This window comes from Ruminococcus sp. MCC718, from assembly GCF_018783905.1.
Taxonomy (GTDB): Bacteria; Bacillota; Clostridia; order Lachnospirales; family Lachnospiraceae; genus Hominisplanchenecus; species Hominisplanchenecus faecis.
Genome location: NZ_WQNP01000037.1, coordinates 4,937 through 30,443, shown reverse-complemented (window position 1 = coordinate 30,443; position 25,507 = coordinate 4,937). Strand labels below are relative to the sequence as shown.

General features: G+C 38.5%; 22 protein-coding genes. 2 read left to right on the top strand and 20 right to left on the bottom strand.

Annotation, left to right across the window (positions count from 1 at the left end; translation table 11 throughout):
- Positions 1-708 precede the first annotated feature (708 nt).
- Genes GPK60_RS05040 through GPK60_RS05025 form a run of 4 tightly spaced genes read right to left on the bottom strand, consistent with a single transcriptional unit; the run spans position 709 to position 5,898 of the window.
- On the bottom strand, positions 709-3,696 hold the full coding sequence (locus GPK60_RS05040) for an ATP-binding protein (protein WP_215659004.1): 2,988 nt from the start codon (positions 3,694-3,696) through the stop codon (positions 709-711).
- 57 nt (positions 3,697-3,753) lie between these two features.
- Complete coding sequence (locus GPK60_RS05035; protein WP_186981561.1) at positions 3,754-4,494, bottom strand: PmeII family type II restriction endonuclease; 741 nt, start codon at positions 4,492-4,494, stop codon at positions 3,754-3,756.
- The gene (locus tag GPK60_RS05030; protein ID WP_072522733.1) at positions 4,481-5,689 is read right to left on the bottom strand and encodes a DNA cytosine methyltransferase; all 1,209 of its coding nucleotides are present in this window, start codon (positions 5,687-5,689) and stop codon (positions 4,481-4,483) included. Before GPK60_RS05030 ends, GPK60_RS05035 begins: the two co-directional genes overlap by 14 nt.
- Positions 5,689-5,898, bottom strand: a complete 210-nt coding sequence (locus tag GPK60_RS05025) for a helix-turn-helix domain-containing protein (RefSeq protein WP_022140546.1) — start codon at positions 5,896-5,898, stop codon at positions 5,689-5,691. The genes GPK60_RS05030 and GPK60_RS05025 overlap by 1 nt, the downstream gene beginning before the upstream one ends.
- Positions 5,899-6,057: 159 nt before the next feature.
- Here GPK60_RS05025 and GPK60_RS05020 point away from each other — a divergent pair, with 159 nt between their 5' ends.
- Complete coding sequence (locus GPK60_RS05020; RefSeq protein WP_215659003.1) at positions 6,058-6,510, top strand: very short patch repair endonuclease; 453 nt, start codon at positions 6,058-6,060, stop codon at positions 6,508-6,510.
- 45 nt (positions 6,511-6,555) lie between these two features.
- Here GPK60_RS05020 and GPK60_RS05015 read toward each other — a convergent pair whose 3' ends face one another.
- The 8 genes from GPK60_RS05015 to GPK60_RS04980 form a co-directional block, all read right to left on the bottom strand.
- A complete protein-coding gene (locus GPK60_RS05015) occupies positions 6,556-6,930 on the bottom strand; it encodes a TnpV protein (protein ID WP_215659002.1) in 375 nt (124 codons plus the stop codon).
- A gap of 4 nt (positions 6,931-6,934) precedes the next feature.
- Complete coding sequence (locus GPK60_RS05010) at positions 6,935-8,353, bottom strand: plasmid recombination protein (protein ID WP_215659001.1); 1,419 nt, start codon at positions 8,351-8,353, stop codon at positions 6,935-6,937.
- 297 nt (positions 8,354-8,650) lie between these two features.
- Positions 8,651-8,875 carry a DUF5348 domain-containing protein gene (locus GPK60_RS05005; RefSeq protein WP_215659000.1) on the bottom strand — a complete coding sequence of 75 codons (225 nt, stop codon included), beginning with the start codon at positions 8,873-8,875 and terminating at the stop codon, positions 8,651-8,653.
- Positions 8,876-9,065: 190 nt separating this feature from the next.
- Entirely contained in the window at positions 9,066-9,305 is a 240-nt protein-coding gene (locus GPK60_RS05000) for a complexin-2 (RefSeq protein ID WP_215658999.1), read from the bottom strand.
- Positions 9,306-9,373: 68 nt separating this feature from the next.
- Positions 9,374-10,459: an AAA family ATPase gene (locus GPK60_RS04995; protein ID WP_215658998.1), complete on the bottom strand. Its 1,086-nt coding sequence runs from the start codon at positions 10,457-10,459 to the stop codon at positions 9,374-9,376.
- 125 nt (positions 10,460-10,584) lie between these two features.
- Entirely contained in the window at positions 10,585-10,905 is a 321-nt protein-coding gene (locus GPK60_RS04990; protein WP_215658997.1) for a hypothetical protein, read from the bottom strand.
- The gene (locus GPK60_RS04985; RefSeq protein WP_215658996.1) at positions 10,895-12,007 is read right to left on the bottom strand and encodes a site-specific integrase; all 1,113 of its coding nucleotides are present in this window, start codon (positions 12,005-12,007) and stop codon (positions 10,895-10,897) included. Before GPK60_RS04985 ends, GPK60_RS04990 begins: the two co-directional genes overlap by 11 nt.
- Before the next feature lie 2 nt (positions 12,008-12,009).
- Positions 12,010-12,204, bottom strand: coding sequence for a hypothetical protein (locus GPK60_RS04980; protein ID WP_005611072.1), 195 nt, complete (start codon positions 12,202-12,204; stop codon positions 12,010-12,012).
- Between the two features lie 182 nt (positions 12,205-12,386).
- Here GPK60_RS04980 and GPK60_RS04975 point away from each other — a divergent pair, with 182 nt between their 5' ends.
- On the top strand, positions 12,387-12,836 hold the full coding sequence (locus GPK60_RS04975; RefSeq protein WP_072446761.1) for a helix-turn-helix transcriptional regulator: 450 nt from the start codon (positions 12,387-12,389) through the stop codon (positions 12,834-12,836).
- 233 nt (positions 12,837-13,069) lie between these two features.
- Here the strand turns inward: GPK60_RS04975 and GPK60_RS04970 are convergent, their stop codons facing one another.
- The 8 genes from GPK60_RS04970 to GPK60_RS04935 all read right to left on the bottom strand — a co-directional run bounded on the left by GPK60_RS04970 (position 13,070) and on the right by GPK60_RS04935 (position 24,948).
- A complete protein-coding gene (locus tag GPK60_RS04970) occupies positions 13,070-15,631 on the bottom strand; it encodes a hypothetical protein (protein ID WP_215658995.1) in 2,562 nt (853 codons plus the stop codon).
- 196 nt (positions 15,632-15,827) lie between these two features.
- Positions 15,828-19,283 (bottom strand): VWA domain-containing protein, encoded by a 3,456-nt coding sequence (locus GPK60_RS04965; RefSeq protein ID WP_215658994.1) that lies wholly within the window; start codon positions 19,281-19,283, stop codon positions 15,828-15,830.
- A 14-nt stretch (positions 19,284-19,297) separates the two neighbouring features.
- Positions 19,298-20,020 carry a DUF6273 domain-containing protein gene (locus GPK60_RS04960; RefSeq protein ID WP_215658993.1) on the bottom strand — a complete coding sequence of 241 codons (723 nt, stop codon included), beginning with the start codon at positions 20,018-20,020 and terminating at the stop codon, positions 19,298-19,300.
- 902 nt (positions 20,021-20,922) lie between these two features.
- Positions 20,923-21,303, bottom strand: coding sequence for a BlaI/MecI/CopY family transcriptional regulator (locus GPK60_RS04955; protein ID WP_215658992.1), 381 nt, complete (start codon positions 21,301-21,303; stop codon positions 20,923-20,925).
- Between the two features lie 173 nt (positions 21,304-21,476).
- Positions 21,477-22,784, bottom strand: a complete 1,308-nt coding sequence (locus GPK60_RS04950; protein WP_215658991.1) for a leucine-rich repeat protein — start codon at positions 22,782-22,784, stop codon at positions 21,477-21,479.
- A 13-nt stretch (positions 22,785-22,797) separates the two neighbouring features.
- Entirely contained in the window at positions 22,798-23,646 is an 849-nt protein-coding gene (locus GPK60_RS04945; protein ID WP_173898634.1) for a hypothetical protein, read from the bottom strand.
- A 41-nt stretch (positions 23,647-23,687) separates the two neighbouring features.
- On the bottom strand, positions 23,688-23,933 hold the full coding sequence (locus tag GPK60_RS04940; RefSeq protein WP_215658990.1) for a hypothetical protein: 246 nt from the start codon (positions 23,931-23,933) through the stop codon (positions 23,688-23,690).
- Positions 23,920-24,948: a M56 family metallopeptidase gene (locus GPK60_RS04935; protein WP_276572159.1), complete on the bottom strand. Its 1,029-nt coding sequence runs from the start codon at positions 24,946-24,948 to the stop codon at positions 23,920-23,922. The genes GPK60_RS04940 and GPK60_RS04935 overlap by 14 nt, the downstream gene beginning before the upstream one ends.
- Positions 24,949-25,507 lie beyond the last annotated feature (559 nt).

Sequence of the window (25,507 nt, the reverse complement as noted above, 5' to 3'; positions counted from 1 at the left end):
CGGAATATATGGCTCTCATTCTCCGGAATGGTGGCTCTCAAAGTCCGGACAGGTGGCTCAAAGAGCCCTGGAATAATCACATATATATATCAAAAATCCTTTTGAAAAAATATTATTCTCCAAAAGGGCTTTCTGTCTGAATCTTTTTATAATTTTTCTCCGCAAGATTCAATGACTTTTTTGTACCAATAAAAAGAATCTTTTCGAATTCTGGAAAAATCTCCTGTTCCATTCTTGAGAATTTCATCATCTTCCGGCATCGTCTCCAGATTTATTTCATTTTCTTCGAAAAATCTTGCAGCAAAGCCCGGATAATACCCTCTGACATGTACATCTCCGGCAACAGAATTATGAATCTGTCCAAATTTCTGAGCATAAAAAATATCTTCTGAATGACAGGTATACTGAAATGTTTGAACTTCAGTATAAAAAAGATTTGGCTTCTTTTAATATCAACATAAAAAGCGAGATTGAGGCGAACTATTAATTTTATATAGACATTTTATAGATGAAAAAACAAAGAGCCGCTATCTAAGCGGCTCTTCGGCATTTTGTTACTATTCAAACTCGCAAATAAAATCTTACTACTATACTTTTTAGTATTGGTATTATGGTTCTATTTGGTTTTATATGTGTTCTACTATCCTACATCCATAGGCTGTACTGAACGGTGTTATCAATTTGTTATCATGAGAATGTTATCAACTTCTAAATTGAATCATTCTTTCTTGACCAATTGTCTATAGAATAAAGTGTATAATTTTTGGTAAGTATTTTATTCACAAATTCCTGCGTATCTATTTTTGCCCACATTTTTTCAATTAATTCATTGCTTACGCGAACAAATCTTTCTTCTAACAGTTGTTTAAACATATTCGATGTATTAACATCCTGCTTATATGCCACTTCTAACACTTTGTTATCAAACACATATGATAAAAATACTTCCAATAATATTTTATTTTCTTCCGTATCTTCGCTCTGAAAGGCTCCTATTACCTTTATTAAATATTCACATAATTCTGTGTTACTTTGTATATATATTCCTCCAAAATTTTTTACTCCTATTTCTTCTTTTAACCCTGATATGATCATATTCTTTTTAGGAATATATAACGATCTTGCTGCCAATCCTCTATTTCTCAGATCAAATTCATACCATAAATCATTTTTACAAGAATAGGTAACATGAATTCTTCTTTCTTTATGCGCAACTTCAATTTTGCTTACCTCTTTATTCTTAAGTGCATATTGATGCAATAAATTTCCCATATCTATATTACATATAACATTTTTAACTCCTGCCAAAAAATTATCTTTACACACGACACCTATAAGACTACTCAAGGTTGCACTACTTCGTACTTCCTTCAGTAAATATTCTCCCGCTCTTGTCATTTCACATTCGAAAATATTTATCTCTTCCAATTCAGCAACATCTTCGGCCGAAACTATCTGTCTTACACCTTCATCTATTGGTTCTATACGACTATTGCTATAATCATCATAAATCAAAGGACGCATTAAATATCTTCCTTCAGATACCGCCCAAGATTGTGCATAATCTTGATCCTCTAATCTATCCATCTGTTCCTGCACATAATCTTTGTATACGTCATATATATCAGACAATATTTCATTATTTGCATCTAATTCAATTGCAGATCTTGCAACATTTGTTTGATATTTGCTGTTTTTTATATTTGCTATCGCCAATATTGATGTATTTTTATATCCAGGTGTAGAAAATTCAACTCGTATTCCCTCAACACAAGTCCCAATTGGTAAAATTGCTTTTCTTTGCACACGTCTATTATCCGCACTCATCAAACACCAATCAGACATGTACTTCAAGTGCCTTACCGCATAAGCTACTGTCACATTTCCATGTTTCTTTTCATATACATCATATTTTTCTCCATCAACATCATGGCCTGTTTCATTTAAATATTTTATCAGTATTTCTTTTAGAGAATTATAACCAATTCTTATATTTTCATTGCCGTCAACAGATAAATATACCGGAATTTCTGGAACTACAATCCACTTTCGTAAATCATTTTCTAGTTTTGCCATGTCTACATCACTTCTGACATATAATTTTACCATTGTTCCATGTTGTTTGATTCGTACATCTAACTCATTTTTATCCATCTTACGTAGTAAATAACTTCCATTTACCTTTCGCAGATTAATACTATTTGCTTCCTCTTGCTCATCGGAACTTGTCACTATATCAATATCATTTGCAACCATAAAACAAGTCAAAATTCCAATACCAAAATGACTTATAGATGTAAAATTAGGAAATTGTTTTTTCACCACTTCATCTCTATATTTTGATGCTCCAACTTTCAACAAATAATTTTCAACATCTTGGATAGACATTCCAGTTCCATTATCCCAAAAGCTCAATTGCCGCTTAACGCTATTCCATTCAACCCAAACCTTTCCCTGCGAATAATCCTTTCCATTTCTTTTTTCATATTCTGTCTGTAATCTCACCGCATCTATACCATTTTGCACCAGTTCTCTAACCACAACCGAAGAATCATTGTATAACGTATGACCAACCAACAATTGTAAAATATTGTCCTGAGCAATAGTAAACTGCAATTTTTTCTTTTCAAATCCATTAACCTCTATCTGAGATTCATCAACTTCTCGCCAAGGAAATTCATATCCTACTGCTCCTTCTCGTTTTTGAGCTTTTTCAACTATTTCACAACATTTAGCTAATTCTTTACGCGTATACTGCAAATATGAAGATAAGCCAAAATAAGCCTCTGCAGTTTCAGCTCCATCAAAGTACGCTGTAATTTCTATCGTATCTTTCTGTTTACTATTATCAACAACTCCTTCTTCATTTCGCTGATCTTTTGGGCGAACAGCTCTAACGGCCATTTGCTTTTCCCATTCAAGAACACTTACTGGATTACTTACATTAATAAGCCTTCTAGCAACTGAAGGAGTTCTATCTCTTGTTATGTGCAACAAATCTGCCGTTCGCAAAATAATTGCAATATAATTAAGATTTACTTTTTCATTTTCTGTATTTCCATACATCTTTTTTACTTTATATTTTGAAAAATCTTCTATATCATCTTTATGATGACTTTCACATATCATAGCCAAATCTGCTTTAAACATTTTATCTAGATTTTTCAATATATCCTCAATTTCCTGACACACAGCCTCGGCTTCGCCTAAATTCCTAGCATTCTTTCCTTCAATCCATTGCCGAATACGTGCAGCATGATTTTCACGCACAAATTCCTGATATAGAAAAGAATCTCCCCGTTCTTTAGCACATTCTTCATACTCAAATTCTTCCGTATTTTCTAGAACTTTTTCTTTATATTCTTTAAAACCAGTTTCATCTCTATGTTCAAATTCGTCTTTTGTAACAACCATGCCCAAATCATGAAAATAAATAGCAAGCGTAAGCATAAGCCATTCCGCATATGTCATTTTTTCCTTTGTAATATCTGGGATTAACCATTCAACGATTTTTAACATCTCGTCAATATGCTCAATACTATGCACCGTGTATTCTTCAAATATTCCACCTTTTCCAATAAATCCAAGCATCGTTTCCACTTTGTCTCTAATATGTAATAGCTTTATGCCCCTACAAAATGACAAATTTTCTGCTTTTTCAGCTTGCAGCTCTACATAGTTTGTAAATTGATTCATTCAATTCTTCTCCTTCCGTGCCTCCATAAAGCGGTTATCCTATCTAGTTATTTACATTTAATCTCCCGAATTAAATTCTACCAGCTTTTCCCAATCAATACTTCCATCTTCTCTACAAAAACTATTGGAAAATTCCCTAACAAGTCTATTAGCTGCTCTGTTATAACTTTCTTTATAATCAGCCACATATTTCTCCGGCATAGTTCCCATATATCCGATAATCTTTATGTAAAAGTCTTCGTCTCCTGTTAATTCTGTCCAGAATCGTTTTCCAGCCAATTCCTGATACATTTTAGGCTTTCCTCTACCAGATTCTTTCTTTTTCCCATAACAATAACCGATATATGCTTCATATCTTGCCTTTGCTTGCTGTGCCAACTTAGAAGCAGCTGTAAAATTCTGTTCCTGTCGTTTTTTACTGTCTGCATTAAATACGGACGGCCCACTTTTAACAGCTATTGCAGAGATTGTATTTGTTTCATTGTTCTGAATCATAATATCAATACCTTCTGCCAAGGCTTTATTTCCACCACTTGCAGCAATAGCAATCGGTTCAAAAAAGCAATTTCCAAAAATCGTTTCTTCACTAGAACTTACAAATGCTGTAAGCACCGAATCTACGATTTCAGTTGCACTCTGCATAGCCTTTGCACGGTATAAATACGGGTTTTTACGTTTCATTACCTTCTGTATGTTTAATCCATCTATCTTTTCAATTAACGTTCCATAAAATGTTTCCAAGGCAGAAGCAATCGCCTGAATTACAGCCTGTTCATCATATGAATTATTTAACGGCATATAAATTTCCTCCCAATTCTATTGCATTTCTAATCTTATTATGTACATTTGTGCCTCTAAAGCGCTTTGTCTGAACTAAAGCTGTCTTATTAGCCACAGAAAGCACAGCCTTTCCAATAGCTTCTGCTAATCCTACCGGAACAGCATTCCCTATCTGCCGATATTTTGCTGCTGTCGTTCCAGTAAATACCCAATCATCCGGAAATTGCTGAATTCTTGCATATTCTTTTACGCTTAATGGTCTATCTTGTGTAGGATGACACATCATTGTTGCTTTCTGTACTGGAGAAGTAACTACAGTTGGTGAAGGCTGATCATATGATAACCTTCTATAAAATCCAACTTTTCCACCTCCGGATTTATATGCACCTCCCATAGCAATAGGAATAATATTCTCTGGTAAATCTCTCCAATTCCCACCTTCCGGAACCATTTTCAAGAATTTCAATCTTTCTTCACTTAACGTTGCACATTCTCCATGGTCAGATTCCAAATCTTCAATCACACTTCTAACTGTCTGCCACTGATACTCCTTGCTTTGATGCATCTGAAAATGTGTAGGAATTGGTAAGAAAATATCTTCATTATCCCGACTACCAATTAACACAAACCTCTCTCTGAATTGTGGAACGCCATAATTTACAGCATCAAGTACGCCATATACAGTTTTATATCCCAGTTTATCAAATTCTGCTAAAATCACATCAAGCACTGTTCCTAATTTCTGATCAGGATCGCTTTCATCTCTTTCAGACAAAGGCACATGTTTCAATGGCGACGACATAATTCCTTTTACATTTTCCATCACGAAAAAGCGAGGCCGTATATAATCAATCATACGAATGAAATCCATAAACAAACTGCCTCTCGGATCATTTATACCCAATCTTTTTCCTGCTGTAGAAAAAGGCTGGCACGGCGGTCCTCCGCAAATCAAAAATGGCTCTCCTACAGATAAGCCTGTCATATCTAATAATTGCTGGGGCTGTATTTCCCTAATATCTCCGCCCAATACTCTATGGCCATTGGCCTGCATAGTTTTTACACAGGCTGCATCAAAATCCTGTCCAATTGCTACATTTAAACCTGCTTTTCCCAATCCAATGTCTAATCCCATTGCTCCAGAAAATAAAGAAATAACATCTCTATTGGCAGCATATCTACTATAATTATTTTGTTTTATATTTTTATGCATTAAACTTTCTCTCCGTTTTTTAATACGAATTTTCTTTCAAAAGAACTGTTTACCGCACCTGCTATATCTTCTAATTCAGCTATGGTAAAACTCTCCCTTTTCATTTTTCCATTAAAATTCTGTGGTGTTGTCCCTATTCGCCGTGCAAGCTCAGCTACGCTAATATCTGACCGCACACACAGTACCTTGATTTGTTCAGAAATCGTCATTTCGGGTACCTCGTCATTTAATCAACTCTTACTTTACAAGTATAAATCATAGCCTTTATACCGTCAATCAAATAATTCATGTCCAACAGCCACTGGTACTTGTATCTTTTCCTTTAACTTGTTAGAATAATTAATATTCCCAAAGGTGGTGACCCGTTTATGTCTCGTGATTCTGAAACTGTCTCTAAAAATATGCGTAGCATTCATAGCAAAGACACATCCATAGAACTTCAACTCAGAAAAGCTCTATGGCACAAAGGATACCGATATCGAAAAAATTATAAAGCCTTGCCCGGCGCTCCTGATATTGTTCTGACCAAATACAAAATTGCTATTTTTTGCGACAGTGAATTTTTTCATGGAAAGGACTGGGAAATCTTAAAACTCCGTCTTGAAAAAGGTAAAAATCCAGATTACTGGATTAAAAAAATTGAACGTAATCGTTCCCGTGATTTTGAAACTGATAAAAAGCTCTTGTTTCTGGGTTATACAGTTATACATTTCTGGGGTCAAGATATCAAAAAACATACCGACGAATGTATTCAAGCTATTGAAGAAGCTATATGGGACAGCACCTTTTCAGATTCTTCTTTCGATTCCTCTGACGAATAGTATAAAATTTATGGCTGCATCTTTTTTGATACAGCCATAATGGTTTTAAACATATATTATCTCTTTTAGTACAATTTCTTCTGCACTAACTTTGATATTATTCATCAATCTAACCCACCTCATCTGATCCTGCCTCTTTAAGTTTTCGTTTACACCCTGTTTTTCCGCCATCTGCTTTACCAAGGTTTCCACCTGCTCCCTGGCCTCCTGATCGACTCGGTTCAGATGTGCTGTTAGTTTCCCCGTCAGCAATAAATACTGGTATCGTGCCGGTCTATGTTCTTTCAGAAATTGTTTCCGCAGCATTCCATATTTACCATAGGTCGGTTCTTCCTCATTCACTGCCAGATCCGGCAGATAATAATCTCCATGCAGTGTGTAGCTTAATCCATTGCTTTCATCATAAATGTGCTTTTTCATCGTCTTATCTCTCCATTCCTCTATTTTTTGATTTATTTTTCTTACGCTGTTGATTCTCCATTTCACTTTTACGGGCACCCCAAGCCAATCTTTCGTGAATACTTCCTTTGGGCATTTGCTCCACTTGCCGTTTTTCTTCTAATGCTTTCTGCTCCTGTATATCTTGCTGTACCGCATCCTCTACAACATTTTTTCCAAGGACACGCACTACCCGGTCATATCTGTCGGAAACGCCCTGCAATTGTTGCTTTTCCTCAGATAACTGCTTTGTTTCTTCACGCATTGTATCTAATTTTCTCTGCATTCGGTTATATGCCTGTTTTGTTTCCTGATATTTGTGTTTCCATTTTTCTACTTCTTTGGTAAGTTCTTTGACCTGGGCTGCCATTGCAGCAATTTTATTTTTCATCTGGGTAAACAGTGGTTTTATCTTTTTATCCCGGTAAGTTGTTGCACGTTCTAATGTCCCAGCTTCCGGTAGAATTGCTTTCACTGTCCCATATTCCTTTATTTCCTTACTGACATTATCCATAACAGGCTGCAACCGTTCTCTGCGTTCTTCCAGGCTGTGCAGATCTTTCTCAGCTTTTTCCGCACGCTTCTCAGCCTCCTCTTTATCTTTAACTGCCTGCTCCTTATCATCTTTTAAAAGCTGGATATCAGCTCTTACTTCCGCAATCTGTGCAATCAGTCCTTCATTCTCAGCAGTGAGATATTCTTTTTCCTGTTCCAGTGTCTGTACTTCCTTTTTACGCTCTTTCTTCTTAAAATTATAAACATCAAGATGCTCCTCATGTGTCCCTTTCTGCTCCCATTCAATTCCATGCTGTCGTGCAACCTCTGCAAGCACTTCTTTTTCATGGTTGATCCACTGATTCAACTCTGTATCGTGTTTGTTCCCGCCTTGAAATCCCAGGCTTTTTAATGCCTGCTTCAGGGAAACCCTGGTATCCATTCCTTTCCCTTTCCAGCCAGTTACATAAGGGACAAAATCAATGTGCAGATGTGGTGTAGCTTCATCCTGGTGCAGATAACAGCTAAATACATGAAGTGTTGGATTTCGTTGCTGAAAATTCTTTACATACTCATCCAGTACTTTTACCGCCAGGTCTCCTTCTGTCGTTCCCACAGCCATATCTTCTCGATTTCCTATCTGGAAAATCACTTCGTGGAACAGCTTTTCCTGCTTCCCCTGACGGATTTTTTCATAGTAGTTTGTAATCTGCCTATCCTTTCTTTTTCCTACATTGTACCGTTCCACAAAATCATCAAACAACTCTTTATATACTTCTTTCAGGTTTTCATTCTGGTAACAGATATTCAGGTGTACTCTGTCCGAGTCTACATTTTCAGCTATAAAATCCCGTCTGTTATGAGCCAGCGATCCAGTTCCAATCATACCGCTGATCGTTCTTCTCATCATTATGCTCCTCACCTCTCCTTCTAAAAAGCGTGCCAGATATGGCACATAATTTGTATTTCCGCCAATTATGGCGATTATAAGAAATCTTCGCCGGATACGGTGGTTTTGTTACTTTTGTCAAAAGTAACGCAAAAGCACTTTCGACAGCCGTACCGTCCATCAAAAGTACCCTTGCGCCCTACCGGGGGGATGCAAGACGTCCGGGGGACGTCTGTTCTGCACCGAACGAAGCGGAACAAAGACCATTATTCCTCCCGCTGGTCGGATTGCTTCTGCGTTACTCACTTAACCAATCTATTACTTTATTCTCGCCCGGATATATTCCAGATCTCCGCAGTACGGTGTTCCTACCAGATACCATTTCCTTGCCGGATTCATCTCCATTCTGGTCTGCACCCACTGATCATCAATTAGTACTTCCAGACATTCTCCACAATGAAATCCTGTATCAATCCATAAATCTGATGACAATAAACCATATCTATCGTTACTGCTGTTATAACCTAATCTTCCTTCTCTCATTGCTGTATGCTCCTTTCTATTGTCCTGCTGTAAAGACGCTCTGATTCAGGGTTCCCTTTCGCAGCCTATAATTTACCGATAAATAATCGGGTAATCTATAACCTCTCGTCTGCATCTTACCAGCTTTCTCCTTGTCTGATATTTACAGGTGCGTGACACGCTCCTGTTATAAAATGATCAGCAAGAATCTCTACCATCGAAAGTTTTCCGGTATTCCCTTCCTTTCCAGGTATTCCTGCCTGGACTTTTCTCTTTCTTCCTCTGTTGGTGCTGTTTTGTACTTGCTGTATAACTCCCGATCTACCATTGCATTCAGTTTATTTTCTAACCCTTTCCTTATGCTTTCTTCGTCCACGCAATTCTCCATCAGGAAATATTGCAAAAGTTGAAAGAACAACTCATATGGTATCTGCACATTTCTGTTTTTCATCCGATCTCCTTTCAAGGTGGCAAGATGCCCTATTCTTAAGATGTGGTCATCTTGCCATCTTCTTTTTTCTACTCTGACAACATCCAATACCACTGATTTCCACGTTTTACGGAATCTATTCCCAGTTCCATTTTGGCATTTCTCAGTGTTTTCTTTTTAATTCCCAGTTTTTCTGCTTCTTCCTCAATTTTCTTTTGTGCCATACCTCCATCAGCCAGTATCTCAAGCAGAAATTCTTTTGCTTTCCGGGTTTTCTGTCCTTTTCCCTCTCCATTGAGCAATTCATCTGCACTAATGTCATATTCACCAATCCATTCAAATCCGTTGTTTTTATCCAGACGGAATGCAATAGCTTTGCCTTCCGGTGCCAGGGAACTTTTTGTATGGCACACAACTCTTACTTCTGGTTCATCCTTAATACGTCCGACAATCAAAACGCTTCTTGCAGCTGCCTGAAAGTCGATGGAACCCAGTCCCCGGTAAGATGATTTTCCATTGCTGTTCTTGTTCATGTGTCCGATCAGGATAATCGCACAATGATATTTCTCCGCCAGAACCGCTATGCGTTTCATCAAAGGACGGATTTCATTAGCTCTGTGCATATCTACCTCTGCTCCAAGGAATCCCTGAATTGGGTCAAGTACAACCATTCTGGCTTTTGTCTGCACGATTGCTTCTTCCAACCGGACATCTGCCATCGTCAGCGGCTGCTCACTGTCATCGATGACCATGACCTTTGTACAGTCTGCACCTGCAGCAAGTAATCTTGGTTTTATCGTATCTCCAAGACCATCTTCTGCAGTCTGGTAGATTACATTTACTGGTGCCTCCAAATGCTGTGTTGACGCATTGTTTTCAATATTTTCTGCCTCTACCATATCGTTTTCACTATCAGTATCTATCCTTTTATCTTTTTTTAAATCAGCTGGAAGAATAGACTCTCCTTTGGTTAATTTTGCAATAATCTGAAGCACCATTGTCGTCTTTCCTTCTCCCGGATCTCCCTGTATAATTGTTACTTTTCCATAAGGAATAAATGGATAAAGCAGCCATTCAATCTGCTCCACTTCCACCGTATCCATGTTGATGAGTTTCAGTTCCGGTTCCAGCCTTTTCTGTACTGTTTTATTTGTTTCTGTTCTTTTGTTTTCCATCAAATCCTCCTTATTTTCCCGTTGAAAGAAAGAGTGGTTTTTGATAGAATACTCATAGAAGTTTTTTGGAAAAGTATTCTACCAAATCCCTGCCTTTAGGTGTTTGCCGACACTTAAAGGCTCTTTTATTCCGCTTTCATTCCAGCCATTGTTATTGTGATAAGCCGAATCACTTCCAATAAATCCTCCGGCACATCTTCTCCCTTTTTCAGACGTTTCAGCTCACTCAGTACCTTTTCAAGTTCCTTCTTCAAAGCTTTATACACCTTGGGATTTCCTGTAACCACAACTTCTTTTTCCTGCAGTCTTCGGATAATATATTCTTGTTTGGTTAATCCCGATAGCCGTACTGTCGTCTCCAGAAGTTCATCTTCTTCCGGTGACATCCGAAATGCTACAACTTTATTTCTCCAACGTCCCTGCTGATCCAGACATTTAGCCGACATTTGCAAGTCCTCCTTCCACTTCATTTAATTCTTCTTCCATATTTTCTGCATCCAGCTGCTCTGCCATGTCCTGCTGTACCGACGGGAATAGATGTGCATACCGGTAAGTAATTTTTTCCGCTGAATGTCCAACCCTTTTTCCGATTGCCAATGCGGTATATTCCATATTGATCAGCAAGGATACATGACTATGCCTGAGATCATGAACTCTGATTTTCTTTACCCCACTCGTTTTGCAGCCTCTTTCCATCTCGTGATTCAGGTAATATTTTGTCACAGGAAAAATGCGGTCGTCAGGCTGTAAGCTGTAATATATTTTTAGACAATCCTGCATTTCATCACACAGAAACTGTGGCATTATGACTGTCCGTACACTGTTCTTTGTCTTTGGCGTACTAATTACATCTTTTCCCTTCAATCGCTGATAGGACTTATTGATCCGAAGCGTTTTCTTTTTGAAATTAAAATCTGTCGGTGTTAAAGCAAACAGCTCACCGGAACGTATTCCGCACCAGTAGAGTAGTTGAAAAGCATAGTAGGAAAGAGGTTTGTCCATCATTTCTTCTGCAAACCGCTTATATTCTTCTTTTGTCCAGAACAACATTTCCTTGCCTTCTTCTTCTCCCAGTGCCCCTGCTTTTCTCGCCGGATTAGTGCTAAGATCGTAATATTTCACTGCATGATTGAAAATGGTGCTTAACTGTCCATGTATCGTTTTAAGATACGTTGGCGAAAGCGGTTTTCCTGTCTTCGTTTTCAGTTTTCTCATCTGGTTATGCCAGTCCATCACATCTTTAGCTGTAATTTCCGATACTTTACGTTTTCCAAGATACGGAAGAATCTTTTTCTGAATAATATTTTCTTTTGTAAGCCAGGTACTCTGCTTCAAAGAAGGTCTGACATCTTCTTCATACATAGTGCAAAAGCTTTCCATTGTCATATCCACGCTTGCTTTCTTCTGTAATTTGAATTGTAATTCCCAGTCCGCAGCTTCTTTTCTTGTAGAAAATCCTCGTTTGCATTTCTGTTTTCTTGCACCTGTCCAGTCCTGATACCGGATCATCACATACCAGGTGCCATTGTCATTCTTATAAATTGCCATTCTTAATTCCTCCCATCATTCGATCTTGTTCCATAGAACTGCTCATAGAAATATTTCCGGTCAACCTTTCCTGCAATGGTCTGACATCCCATCGCCTGTAACTCCCTGTTTAGCCTTTTCATCAGCTTGTATGCGTAGGATTCTGATACTTCCAGGACTTCCATGACCTCTTTCACATTCATAAACATTTTACTCATAGAAAATTTCTCCTTTCTTTTTACTATACTATTTTGTATTGGTTGAATTATACTATACTATTCTGTATGGGTCAAGTACTTTCAATACATTTACCCATACTTTTTTGTATGGATTTTCTTGTCTCTACCATTTGGATATGCTATACTCAACCTATCAAGAAAAAGACAGGAGATATAAACATATGGCAATAGGCGAAAGAATCCACCATTTCAGACTTCTGCGTGGTTTCACGCAGAAATATTTGGGTCAACAGCTGGGATTCAGTGATTCACAGGCTGATGTCCGCATTGCACAGTATGAAAAAGGGGCACGCAGTCCAAAAGAAAAATATCTGAACGCATTGGCTGATATTTTTGAAGTATCCCCTCATGCTCTTGCTGTCCCGGATATTGACAGTTACGTTGGACTGATGCATACCTTATTTACCTTAGAAGACCTTTACGGGCTTCACATTGATGAGATTGACGGAGAACTTTGTCTCCGGCTGGACAAGGCCAAGGGAACCACCTACCTTTCCATGTTCGATATGTTCCATGCGTGGCAGGAACAGGCAGAAAAACTCAAATCCGGCGAGATCACTCAGGAAGAATATGATCAGTGGCGTTACAACTATCCAAAAAACGCAAAATAAAAGCCGACGAAAAAAGGCCTTACCAAATTGATTTCACTCAATTCAGTAAGACCTTTTTTGTCGGTTTCACACATATTACTCGATAACCACAGGATACCTGATAAATAATGCCAAAATATCCAGTGTTATCATTTTGTTATCAAATAGAACTTTATCTGCCCGGAAACGCCCTGTTTATAAGGCTTTCCAGAAATTTTTAATTATTCAAACTCAGTCGTAGAAGACTCTTTTTTCTATCTGAAATCCTTTTCGTAGAGGATCACACGATCATCCGCATCGTATCTCTTCTTGGAGAGAACCATGCTCAGTTTCCGGAATCCGATCTTTTCAGACTGGCGGATGGCCTCATCCACAATCTCTTTGACGTCGATCACAGTAACTGGTCTGCCCGCTTCCTGCAGCTCACTGATTCTCTCATAGAGCGTCGGGATTGCTTCTTCGTCGATCGTGTAATCTTCCTCGTAAGCATAAGTACGTCCAAATTCGACAAGTTCATCATTGGTAAATACCGGAATAACAATCTCGCTTGTAAACTTCTCTGCGAAATCCGGATGCTTCTCAAACAGCTCTTTCAGATATTTCTTCTCATCTTCCAGAACCACAAGAAGTGCATCTGTACGGAACTCCATCGCTTTGGAAAGCTGTTCCACAACGGCATCATCCAGATCACCGGCTTCCTCAATGATCAGCGTACCACCCGCAATCTTGGCAACCGTAGACGGGATATCCTTTTTATTGAAATCCTCTGCATAAATCTTTGCAATCTTTACAGATTCCTCGCCTTTTTCTTCACTGATTGTCTTTGCAAAACGAATACCGAGCGTAGACTTTCCACTGCCCTCTGCACCAAGAATGATCAGATTGCCGACTCTGGACGTCTGATCTGTAGATTTCATCTTCTTCATTACCATATATAATGCCGAAGCAATCTGCTGACTCAGCCCTGCCACCGTTGCAAAATAAGAGAAATTATACTTCTGTTCTTCCGTCAGATCCGTCGGAACTGCATCCTCTTCCTTTACAGATGCTGCTTCTTTTTTTTCTTCCTTTTCTTTTTCGGCCTGCTTTTCCTTCTCTTGCTTTTCGAGCTCCGCCGCCTGTTTCTCAAGCTCCGCTTCAATCTCTTTTGCAATATCCCTTGTATTTCCAAGAGCCGCCTTTTTCGCACTTGCACCTTCGGCTGCGTCCTCTTTCACTTCTGTTTCCGGCTCAGCCTGAGATACTTCCGCAACTTCCTCAATCGGCTGCACTTCTACTTCCTGTTCAGCCTCAACTACTTCTTCAACCTCTGGTGTCTCTTCTGGCTCTGCTACTTCTTCAATTACTTTCTCAATCGGTGCTGCCTCTTCTGGTTCAGCCTCAGCCACTTCTTCAACTTGTGGTTCAACTTCTGGTGCAACCTCAACTATTTTCTCAGCCAGTTCAACCTCTGTTTCCGGCTCAACTTCAGCGACTTCCTCCACATGTGATTCTGCTGCTTTCACTGGCTGTGGTTCTGCTTCAACCTTTTTGCCCAGAACTGCTGCGATTGCCGCTTCTTTCTGTGCAAGGCTCATGGACAGCAGAATATCATCAATATTGTTTCTCTTGATCTCTTCTGCCGGAACTTCTTCAGCTGCTTCTTCTGCCTCGGCAGTCACATCATTCATCGGTTCGATAATGTCACTCTCATCCGGTTTTCTCTGAATACCGGAGAGAATATCCCGCATACTCTTTGCAAGTTCTGCCTGAAGGTCTTCTGTATTAAATTCATATTTTTTATCCGCTTTTGCCGGTGCATCCTGACCGGCTGCATCTGCCTTTTCTTTTGATACGTTTTCCGCTTCGGAATCTGCGTCATCCACAATTTTCTCATCGACCTCTGCATCATCCGCTGCCTTCTCTGCGGCATTCTCATTATCGACAGTCTTTTCCGGGGTCGTTACCGGCAATTCCTTATGGAAATCCTGTTCTTCCTGATCGGTTTTTTCCTGATTTTCAGAAAATGCTGCAAAGATTCCGTAATCATCATTTTCTTCTTTTTCAGCTGTATGTTCTGCGACGCTCTGTGCGATCTCTTTTTCCGTTACAGAAATCACATCATCCGTGATCACTTCTTTGCTGGATTCTGGCATATTTTCCAGAATAGCTTTTTCCAGATCCGGTGCAACATTTTCTACCATTTCCGCTTTTGGCATGGTAGCTTCGTTGCGGTTATCATAAATCGCCTGCTGTACCGGTGTCAGTGCTTTGATCCTCTGTTTCAGTTCGAGTGCACGGATAACATATTTGCCCTGTCTGAACCACACAACCAGATCATCGCAAGCATCAACACATTTCTCCTTCTGTCCGGCACGATAATAAAGTTTTGCAAGCTCATAGGCATATTTTTCCGTGTATTCTTTCTGATTATATTCTTCCAGAATCTCAATCTGATCCTCGATTGCCGCACCTCTGCCTCGATAGATCATATATTTCAAAAGATAACGTGAATTGTCGTGCGGTGCTGCTTCAACAAATTCACTGTAAAATTCCGCTGCATCATCAAACTCCCGCAGTTTTACGGAAATCTCCGTTAAATGGAACAAAATGCTTCTCACTGCCTGAGATTTGCGGTATGCACGAAGCAAAAGTGCCTTACTGTCCTGCAATCTTCCGACTTCTTCATAAATTTCGCTGATCATACAAAGCGTTCTGACATTTCTTACTCTCCGCCAGTCAATCGTATCAATAATATCTGCCGCATCTTCATAATATCCCTGATCAGCCAGCTTTGTTATTTCTTCTAACTTAAGGTTGTATTCGTATTTATCCACTGTTTCACCTCGTATATGTTCCTGCCTGTTATTATCCTATTTTATTCTACTATTACTCTTCATGTTTTTAAAGTATACTACACCAAAAATACATTGTCAAACCGAGGGTTTTCGCAATTTTTCCGTCTGACCGGTTCTTTTTCCCCGGAAATATCCAAAAAGGAAGCCGCTGTTTTTTTGCGGCTCCCCGATACTCTTATTTGGTCTTACCGATTTTAACTTTTGACCAGGCAGAATAGTATTTCTTTCTGTTTTTCTTTTTCCAGGTTCTGATCCGGATATAATATTTCTTTCTGGATTTTAACTTGGATACCGTAGTACTGTTCTTTTTCATACCACTGATATTTTTTGTCTTTTTTGATTTGAATTTTCTGCTTGTTGATACCTGAATCTGATATCCTGACACCTGCTTTTTCTGTTTTTTCCAGGAAATACTCAGTGCCTTCTTCTTTTTGATGACTTTGGTGATCTTCGTCGCTTTCGGAACAATTTTGAAAGAAAGTGTTTTGCTGCCACAGTATTTATTTTTCATTTTTACATTTACATGGTACTGACCAACCTTCTTTCTTCCTGCCTGATACGATACCGTATAATGATTGGAAGATACTCTGTTGCCATCACCATCAAGTACAATAACGCCTGGATTTTTTGTCTTTCCATCGTATACATATTTCGTCTTTGAAAGTTTTACCACTTTTGGTGTCCGCTTTTTCACAAACTTCGCAGTAATGCTTTCATCAGACAGTATCTGTATCCTGTAATCCTCTTCTTTTGAAAGCAGTATTCCTTCTCTGTACCATCCTTCGAAAACATATTCTTCCTCCGGAATTGCCTGAAGTTTCGCAAACTGCCCATACTGGTAAATACCTCTGCCAATCACAGTTCCGGCTTTTTCATCAGATACAAGTGCTTCCACCGTAAAATATGCATTTCTTGCATCGTCTCCGGACAAATCCGAATCCGAATTTATTGTGTTTCCATCTGCATCATAAAGTCTGTAGTCCGCATCGGAACCTTCCGGAGTATCCTTCTCCAGCTCCGCTTTATCGTATGCTGGGAGAACGCCTTCCACCACTTCTCCTTTTTCCATCTCAATATTGAAATAATTGATGTTTCGCGTATACTCACCGGCCAGAGCACTGTATTCATTGATGCTGTAATTGACGCTGTCTTTTTCACGTGCAGTCATTTCCACATAAAAAGTTTCATCCACCGGAAGGACAACATATTTCTGCCCATTGTTATCCACCCCTGCAATATAACTTCCTGTTTCATCCGACTGCTCATTGATGATCGATGCAATCTTATTTTGTTCTGCATCAAAAACCTTAACATCAACCTCACAGTTGATTCGAATGATCCGGAATCCGCCATTGTTCAGGCGATTTGCAGTTGTTCCGACATAATTGCTGTCCATCGATGCCAGCCATGCATAACACAGTTCCGGATAATGAGCTGCCCCGAGTCCTTCTCCATTTAAAACAGCCGTTGTAAAATAATTCGGATGATTGCTGACAAGTGCAAGCATCAGATCACTCAGTTTCACACCCGCATAATCAATGACAAGCTCATTATAATCTGTGATTCCTGCATCCTGAAGTGCTTTCCTGAGCCATCCCGATACGATTTTCAATGCCTTTTCTTCCGTTCCCCATGGATTGATCCCGGTATTCCAGATATATGCACCCACAAATTTATACCATTCACTCTTTACCTGCGATACAATCGAATCCGTCAGACGTCCTGACTGTTCATCGGTACAACCAAAAACTACGGAACAAATCTCCCGAATCTCATTCTGATAACGATCAACATAGTTTTCTCTGTTTACGATAAATTTTTTAGATAAGATTGTAACATAATCTGACAGAAATACGCCCTGAGAATAATTATGTTTCGTATCATTGACGATCAGCCCATCTTTTAAGAACCCAACCGCATTCCAGGTCAGATTGTCCACAGAGATTTTTTTCATTTGAAAATCATCTACAACATACTTCTCTGTTGTTGGCATCGCCTGGTAGATCGCCAGCATTTTCTTTTTCAGATCTGCATAATCTTTCGGTTCTGACTCCGCAGACGGCAAATATCGATCAATACCATATCTGCCAAATCCCATGGCTGCCGGTGCTACATAAGGCACAGGATCACTCTGATTAATAATATTAAATATATTATCATACTTTGAATCCCCATTTACCTCTTTGCTCAATGCACCTGCCGGCGTTTCAAAACAATAACCATAAACATCTTTTCTCTGATACGAGATATCGTTTCCCAAAGCGATTCCCTTATCAAGTTCACCGCTCACCAGATTTGCTGTTGCCGCTGCACGGCTGTATCCCGTGACCCATATTTTAACCTGTCCGGAAATTCCATGCTTGGAAATATATTGTTTCAGATAAGAAAGAACATTATTTTTCGCAGTATTAAATCCCTGATGCTGTCCGGATGTACCAATCGTAAAATTGCTTGCCCATTCCTGCTCATAACCGCCGCCTCTGACGGCAACTGCAATCAGTGTATATTCCTCATCTTTTACTTTCACAGGTTTATTTCCGATGATAACGCCAATCGAATCCGTCGTCGGTTTCTTCGTAAACCAGTCATTTACTGCTATATTTTCATCTGCAAATCCCATTTCTTTCAACAACGCTCTGGCATTGCTGCTTTTATTGGTGTAATCCGTCTGACCGCCATCACTGCTTCCAAATGCCGACATTGCAAAACTGAGCGACATCGTTGCCAGACTCGGATTATAATTATAGGCACTCTTTGCAAAATAATTGTCCGAATAATAACATTTGGCTGTACTGTCTCCACTATAGGTAAACGTTATCTCCTTTACCGAAGACAGAATATCATCTGCGACCTCTCCAAACGTAAATTCCAGATCATCCACCGAATACACCGGATAAAAATAATCCTCGGATGTTGCGATATCAGACGCAGTCATTTTGAAAAATTCTGCAATATTCTTTCCTTCTTGCGGCATATTTGCCATCGTCTTGAACAGACCGATAGAATACAGGTTAATTCCCTGATCTTTTAACAGATCTGCTTCTTCCAGTGTATGATTTGCATATGCATACAGATGAACATTTGTATCATTTCTGTGCCATGCATTTCCCACAACATTTCCATCGTAATAACCATCATAATTATAATCGCCTTCGTTGGTCATTCCGGTAGAAAAAAGCACAACATTTTTAATCACATTTTCACTATCTGCATGATTTAACATAGAATTTGCCAGTTCCAGACCACTTGATATATCTCTGGTCGTGCTGGAAGCGGAAAGATTATTAATCTTATTGATCAGCGAGCTGTATTCTTTTGAAAAACCAGATACAGTAGTTGCATAATCTTTATAAGAAATGACCGCCACATAATTATCTCCGCCCGTTGCACTGATATCCCGGATAAATTTCCCGGCAGCACTCTTGACATCAGATAATGCCGTATCTGCCGTGTAAATCGTCTCATTATTATATGTAAATTCTGCTGTATCCGAGGTATCCAGCACCAATACCGTATACCGCTTCACATTTGCTGCCGCCTGGATTTCCAGGATGCCAAATGGCAGATCCACACCAGTGATCACTAAAATAACAGCCAACCAAAGGCTGATGATCCTTTTCATTTTTCTCATATTCCCAAACTCCTTTACTGCCTCTGCTGCAATACTCTGTGTCCATCCTGATCGGTTTCCATTTTGCAGTCCCCCGGCACACAAAATGCCGGCCGCACTCCATTTTTATCATATGCATTGGAAAAGCCGATCTTGTTATTCGCCCCAATAACATAAACGCAGGAAGTATAATATGTGTTCGGCGTTCGCAGCCACCAGCTGCTTTTTTGATTTTCTTTCAAAACAATACGCTGTTCTTCCTTCTCAAAAAATCTAAGAAACGTTCCTTCCGATGCTGCATTTATATTCTGATCTTCCATCACCTCACTGTATGCCAGCAAAAAAATCTTTCTCTTTATACTTTTTGTCCCTGTTCCCGAAACTCCCAATGATTTCTCATCCGTTATCTTAATCTCAGATTCCAAAACAGGCATCCCATCCGGAAGCTGTCTGATATATTCATGGTTTAAATAATCATCCATAAAACTGTTTTCATAATACGCTTCATAAGAATTTATCTGCATATTCATTTTCAGTACTTCTTTCCTCAACAGTAGTGTCTCGCCATTATAATCAGAAGTCAATACCAGAAATGGAACCAGTTCATGCCCTTCCCGGATATATACCAGATGATCACCCTTTTTATTTTTATCATATGCCAGATCCGATACTACACGGCACTCTTTCGTATGAAATCGAAACCATATACCTGTACACATCAAAAAGATTACGCTTACCAGAATCATTATTTTTTTCATGCTGCACCTTTTTATATTTTTTGGAATTGTTTTCGTAACAGAATTGTTTTTAAGAACAAAAAAGGAAACCGTTACTTCCACTACTTTCCGTAACGGTTTCCCTTATTTTCAATATTTAATTGTATTTTTATTTAGAATGTAATCGGAGGATTCTATTCAAAGTTTCCTGCTATTTATGTTAAATATTATAGTCGATATATAATATTTGCTTTTTATTTAACCCAAAGTTTCAAATATCTTTTTCCGAATATCTATTTTCTATACGTTCTTCTATATATTTCTTCTTCAAATGTGGTTCTATTCCTTTCGACTGTATGAAAGTAACCGACTGTTCTGTAAAAACCATATCTGAGAATGATATATAAAATACTTATATTTTTTAGATTATATTTCTTTACACATAATCTAAAAACCTTTGAATAATGTGGTAATCCTTCAATATAGTGGCTGTTTCGTTACTCTTTAACCATATCTTTCAGATTTTCCCATCTCCGATTATCTGTTATAAATTCGATCTCTTCTGAAATTATATCGTTAAAGGTTGTTTTCGCAGGAAACACCAGCCATACCACGTCTATACTGAACAGTTGTTATTTCTGACCCATCCATTGGACTTGACCTCTACTTTCTGTTCTTACGTGTTATTCAGTTCCTTTTACAACCTTGCCTCTGACTTTTTTCTATTCTACCAGGATTTCTCGTCTCCTGACAGGTAGTTTTTTGTTTGTCTTTGGCTTTCTTTGTTGTTGTCATTATAGTAGCACGCTTCTTCTCATTTGTCAATACTATTTTTATATTTTTATTTAATTATTTTATTTTCTAAATATTCAGACATTTATTCTTTGAAAATTGTATTAATTTTATATAATTTTCAAATAATTCATACGTGCGTTCAACTTGCATCACTGTTCTTCCTTCAGCTTTCGAATGATCTCCTCCAGTTCTTCGATGACCTGTTCCATGTCCTCACTTTCCCTTGCCAGAGCCACCAATATTTGTTTCACAGAGCTCTTCCCTTCACTTTTCTGAATCATCAGTTTTGCGATGTATTCTTCCCTTGTCAGTGCCGGCATCAGTTTTCTGGCATACTGCCGTCCGAACTGCTCCATTCCACATTCTTTCAGATATCCATTCTGAACAAGTGAACGAATGATATTATGTACCAGCCCATTTGTCCAGGTTGCTTTCACCTGCATTTTTACAATATCCACACTGGTCAGTGCCTCCTTACTGTCCCAGAAAATATCCATCATCTGTTCTTCACTTTTTGTCAGTTCCTTCATTTTCTGCTCCTTCCATTTTTGCCGTCTTTCATCCAAACTATCTTATTTTCTTCATAATGTATAATTTTAAACGAATCAAATATCTCCGTCAAACTCACTATAAGCCTTCTGTGTATTTTCCATAAAACAGGCTGCCACCTCTTCGGTCGCAGCCCATTTATTTTGCAAAATTTTTATGATGCTTTTATTGCCTTGCTGAAAGCTCCATAGATTAATTCTCCATCTTTTTTATACCATGCACGAACCTTATAATATTTATCTTTCGATATTTTCAGTTCCACGCTGGTTTTCTTTTTCTGCTGCCAGATGGTGGTATATTTTCCTTTCTGAGAATCTGCCTGGGCAACCTCATATCCCGCTGCACCTGCTACCGGATCCCAACTGAAAACAGCTTTCTTTTTTCCTTTTTTCTGAGCAATAAAATTCATCGGCTTGCCTGGCCGTACTGTTACTTTCAGTTTGACTTTCTTTTTGCTTCCATCCGTTGTCTTTACCATGATAACAGCGGATCCCGCTTTCTTTGCTGTAACAAATCCCTCATCACTTACTGCTGCAATTTCCGGTTTGTTGCTGCTGTATGCCAGCTCCTGTTTAGAGGCATAGAAAGGAACCATTTCTGCCTCAACCCGATAGGAACTGTCTGGCTTTAAGGTAACTGCATTTTTCTTCAGCAGAAGTTTCTGTGCAACATAATTCTGCTGTGTTCTCTTAGTCCCTGTAATCTCAACAGCTACCTTATTCTTTTTCGCATACTTATACGCTACCGTATTTTTCTGACAGTAAATTTTTTTAACATCCGTCAAGGTAATGTATTTTCCGATTTTCCTGACACTCGTCGGAATATAAATTTCAAGTTTTTCACATCCCGCAAAGGCATCGGCTCCGATTTTTTGCACACCATTTGGAATGACAATTTTTCGCAGATTTTTGCAATTATAGAAACATCCATACTTTATCTCTTTCAGACCATTCGGTAAACGAACACTCTGCAAGCTTGTACACTCTTCAAATGCTTGACCGTCTATTTTTTTCACACTGTCCGGAATATAGATACTTTTTACATTTGTGCACTCGCTGAAAGACGGCCCATTAATACTTTTTACTGAACCTGGAATATAAATTTTATCAAAAAGATATCCTATTTTTGCATCCATATAATAAGGATCCGTAAAATATCCACCAATCTCCGTAACCGGTTTCCCGAGAACACTTTTTTCTATGGTGAGCGTCATATGTTTTTTCAAAGTACTGTTCAGATCAATACATTCTGCAAGAACACTGTCTGTCTCTGGCATATACCGATAGACTACATGATTTACCGCCACTGCATTTTCAAAATACGCGTAACCCGAGCTATAAATTTTTCCTTCAAACGGATTTGCCTCATTGTCCGCCGCATTTGCAGCCATTATCGGAAGTATACAAAACAAAGCAAACAACATTATGCCCTTTAACATGATATTTTTAAACTGTCTGAACATAAAAGTTCCCCCTTTAAAATTTTAAATTTGATATCCTTTCCACTGCATCATCTGCTGTTGTAGTGCCTTTTGGAACAATATTTGCCACCATGACAATATGTCTCTTTGGAGCTATTACTAATGACTCTATTTCATATTTGCTATAGTCTTTCTTCTTATCAACCGTAATAATATCCTGTGGAGTATACAGTTTATTTCCTTTATATGTTTCTGATTCACCGGACAGATTTACTACCATAATTTTATTTACATTATTATGATCATTACATTGCGGTATAAATAAACAATCTGTCTGTGCATCGTAATAGATATCCTGTCCCCTTGAAAAACCCGTTGTGTTCTTTACATAAAATGTCCAAAGAGTATCAAATCTTCCAGCCGTTCCTTTTTCATTGATTAATATCTTACCCATCATAAAAGTCAAATATCCATTTCGAGATTTCACTTTGATAATCAAATGGCTTTTTTTGTAAAAAGCAATAGCTCCTGTGGCTTCTGGAACGCTAATGTTAATTCCATTTGTCAGATTATCCGTCAATTTTCCATATTTGACACGAATCAAATAATTCTGCTGCTCTCTTCCACTTTTATCTGGATCTTTTACCCAGCAGCCAAAAAATATATATTTCTCTGCACAACACATACCATTTCCGTGTCCCAGTGCCCCCTTCTCTACCTTAAATGTTTTAGTATACGGTTTTTCAAAATCCGGAAAGTAATATATGGTGCTGAGCATTTGATCTTTGCGTGTCTTTACTGCATATGCTTCCCTTTCTTTCATAGAATAACATCCCAGATTTGTACATTTATTTACATCTGGAACTGCCTGAATCCTTGTTGTATCTCCCTTTTTATTTGCCATAGTTCTTCTCCTTTTCTCTTCTGTTTGCTACACGCTGTCCGTCATACGTCTTTCCATGCTGGATCTTCCCATCTGTTTTTTGTTTTATTCCACCTCCTTTTCTGACGTTTTCCATTGACTGTCCGATACCTTGTTACAATTGTATCTGCAACTCTCTCCTCAATGCTATTGTTGTTATAAATTTGATTCTGCTCTCTATTGCTTATTGCAACACTATAACTCTCTACCTGCATACTGAGAGCCAACACTGCAATCAACAATATACTTTCCACCTTACCTCTCTTCATTTTCTTTCACCTCAAATCCATTTCTTTGCATTTCTTCCACTTCATCTGAAGGAAGTTCTTCCTTTTCTATTCTTTCTCTAATCTCACTTTTGTGAACTGTATAATACTTTTCACCTTCTTTCAAAATATATGTATTTTCTGGAAGCATTTCTTCTATTCCTTCTCCGGTAATAATTTGATCTTTCGGCGTATCATATGCCGGTGTTATCATAAACATATATGAAAAAATGATAACCACCAAAAATAGGCCGATATATTTTTTCTGTTGATTTCGTCCTGTTTTTTTATCCTGATTTTTGCAGATAATTTCAAATCGTTCTTTTAACTCTTCTCCATTTTTATCTGCCAGATGGACTCCGTACAAAACACCGCTGCCTCTTTTTTTCTGTGCATTTTTCAAGGTCTTAACGATAGTTCCAAGATAACTTAACTGCTCTTTCTGACTGAGGTTTTCGGTCACAGTAAGATCACACCGGATTTCCAGATTCTTTTCCAATGTATCCTGCATTTTGTAAACCAGTGGATTCCACCAGCAAAGACAACGACAGAGCTGCGTCAGCCATTTTATGTACAGATCTCCATTTGTGAAATGTGTACATTCATGGAGCAAAGCATAATATAATTCTTCTTCCGAATAATCGTAGTCCGGAAGATAAATATTCCACCGGAATACACCTTCCGCACAAGGAATAGTAATCCCCGGATTCTGATATACCGCTATTTTCTTTTTAATCTTTTTTTCCTGTGTGATTCTGCTAAGAACTGATTGGTACTGCTCATTTGCCTCTGTGGAATACTTTTGAAAAATGCGACGCATTTCCTGGTATTTCACAAAATAACGCAACATGAAAACCCCTGCAATAATCAGCCAGATTGCTGCCAGAGCATATGCTATTGTAAACTGTCTTCCCCATAAATTGTGTTTTTCAAGACCTATTACATTATTTATAATCGGAAATATTCCTTTTGATACTTGAATCCCTATAGATGGTCGAAAGTCAATGGGAAATATCATCCTGACAACCCCAAGTAAGTAAAACATCAGTGTCAGATGAATCCCCTTTCGCGTCGTGTAAATTTTCTTTTTTCCCATCCAGAAAACAATTCCAATAAAAATACTGTTCCATAAAATCGCTATACAAAGCGAACCAAGATTAAATGTCATATCTTTTCCTGTTCTTTTTTGTCATTTTATTTATAATTTGAAATTTTTACATATTTATTATTAATATTTTTTATTTGTATTAACAATAGTATAAATGCTCCACGTATTTCTGTCAAGTGCAAAAGGCTGCAACCTTTTACGATTGCAGCCTTTCAATAAAATGATGTGGGTGTCAAAAGTCTCCATCCGGTCGGTGCTAAACATGTGCCACTGGCACATAGCACCCCAGTATTCGCATATCGTGGGATTATCATCCCACTTTTATGCTCATATCGGGGCGGGTCCCAAGGTCTTTCATCCACCTATGAGCAAGCTCATGTGGATTTAGACCTTTTGACCCTGGCATCATAAAATATCTATTTTTTCAGAATCTTAACCTCAGAACCACATATGTCCCAGGTGATATACG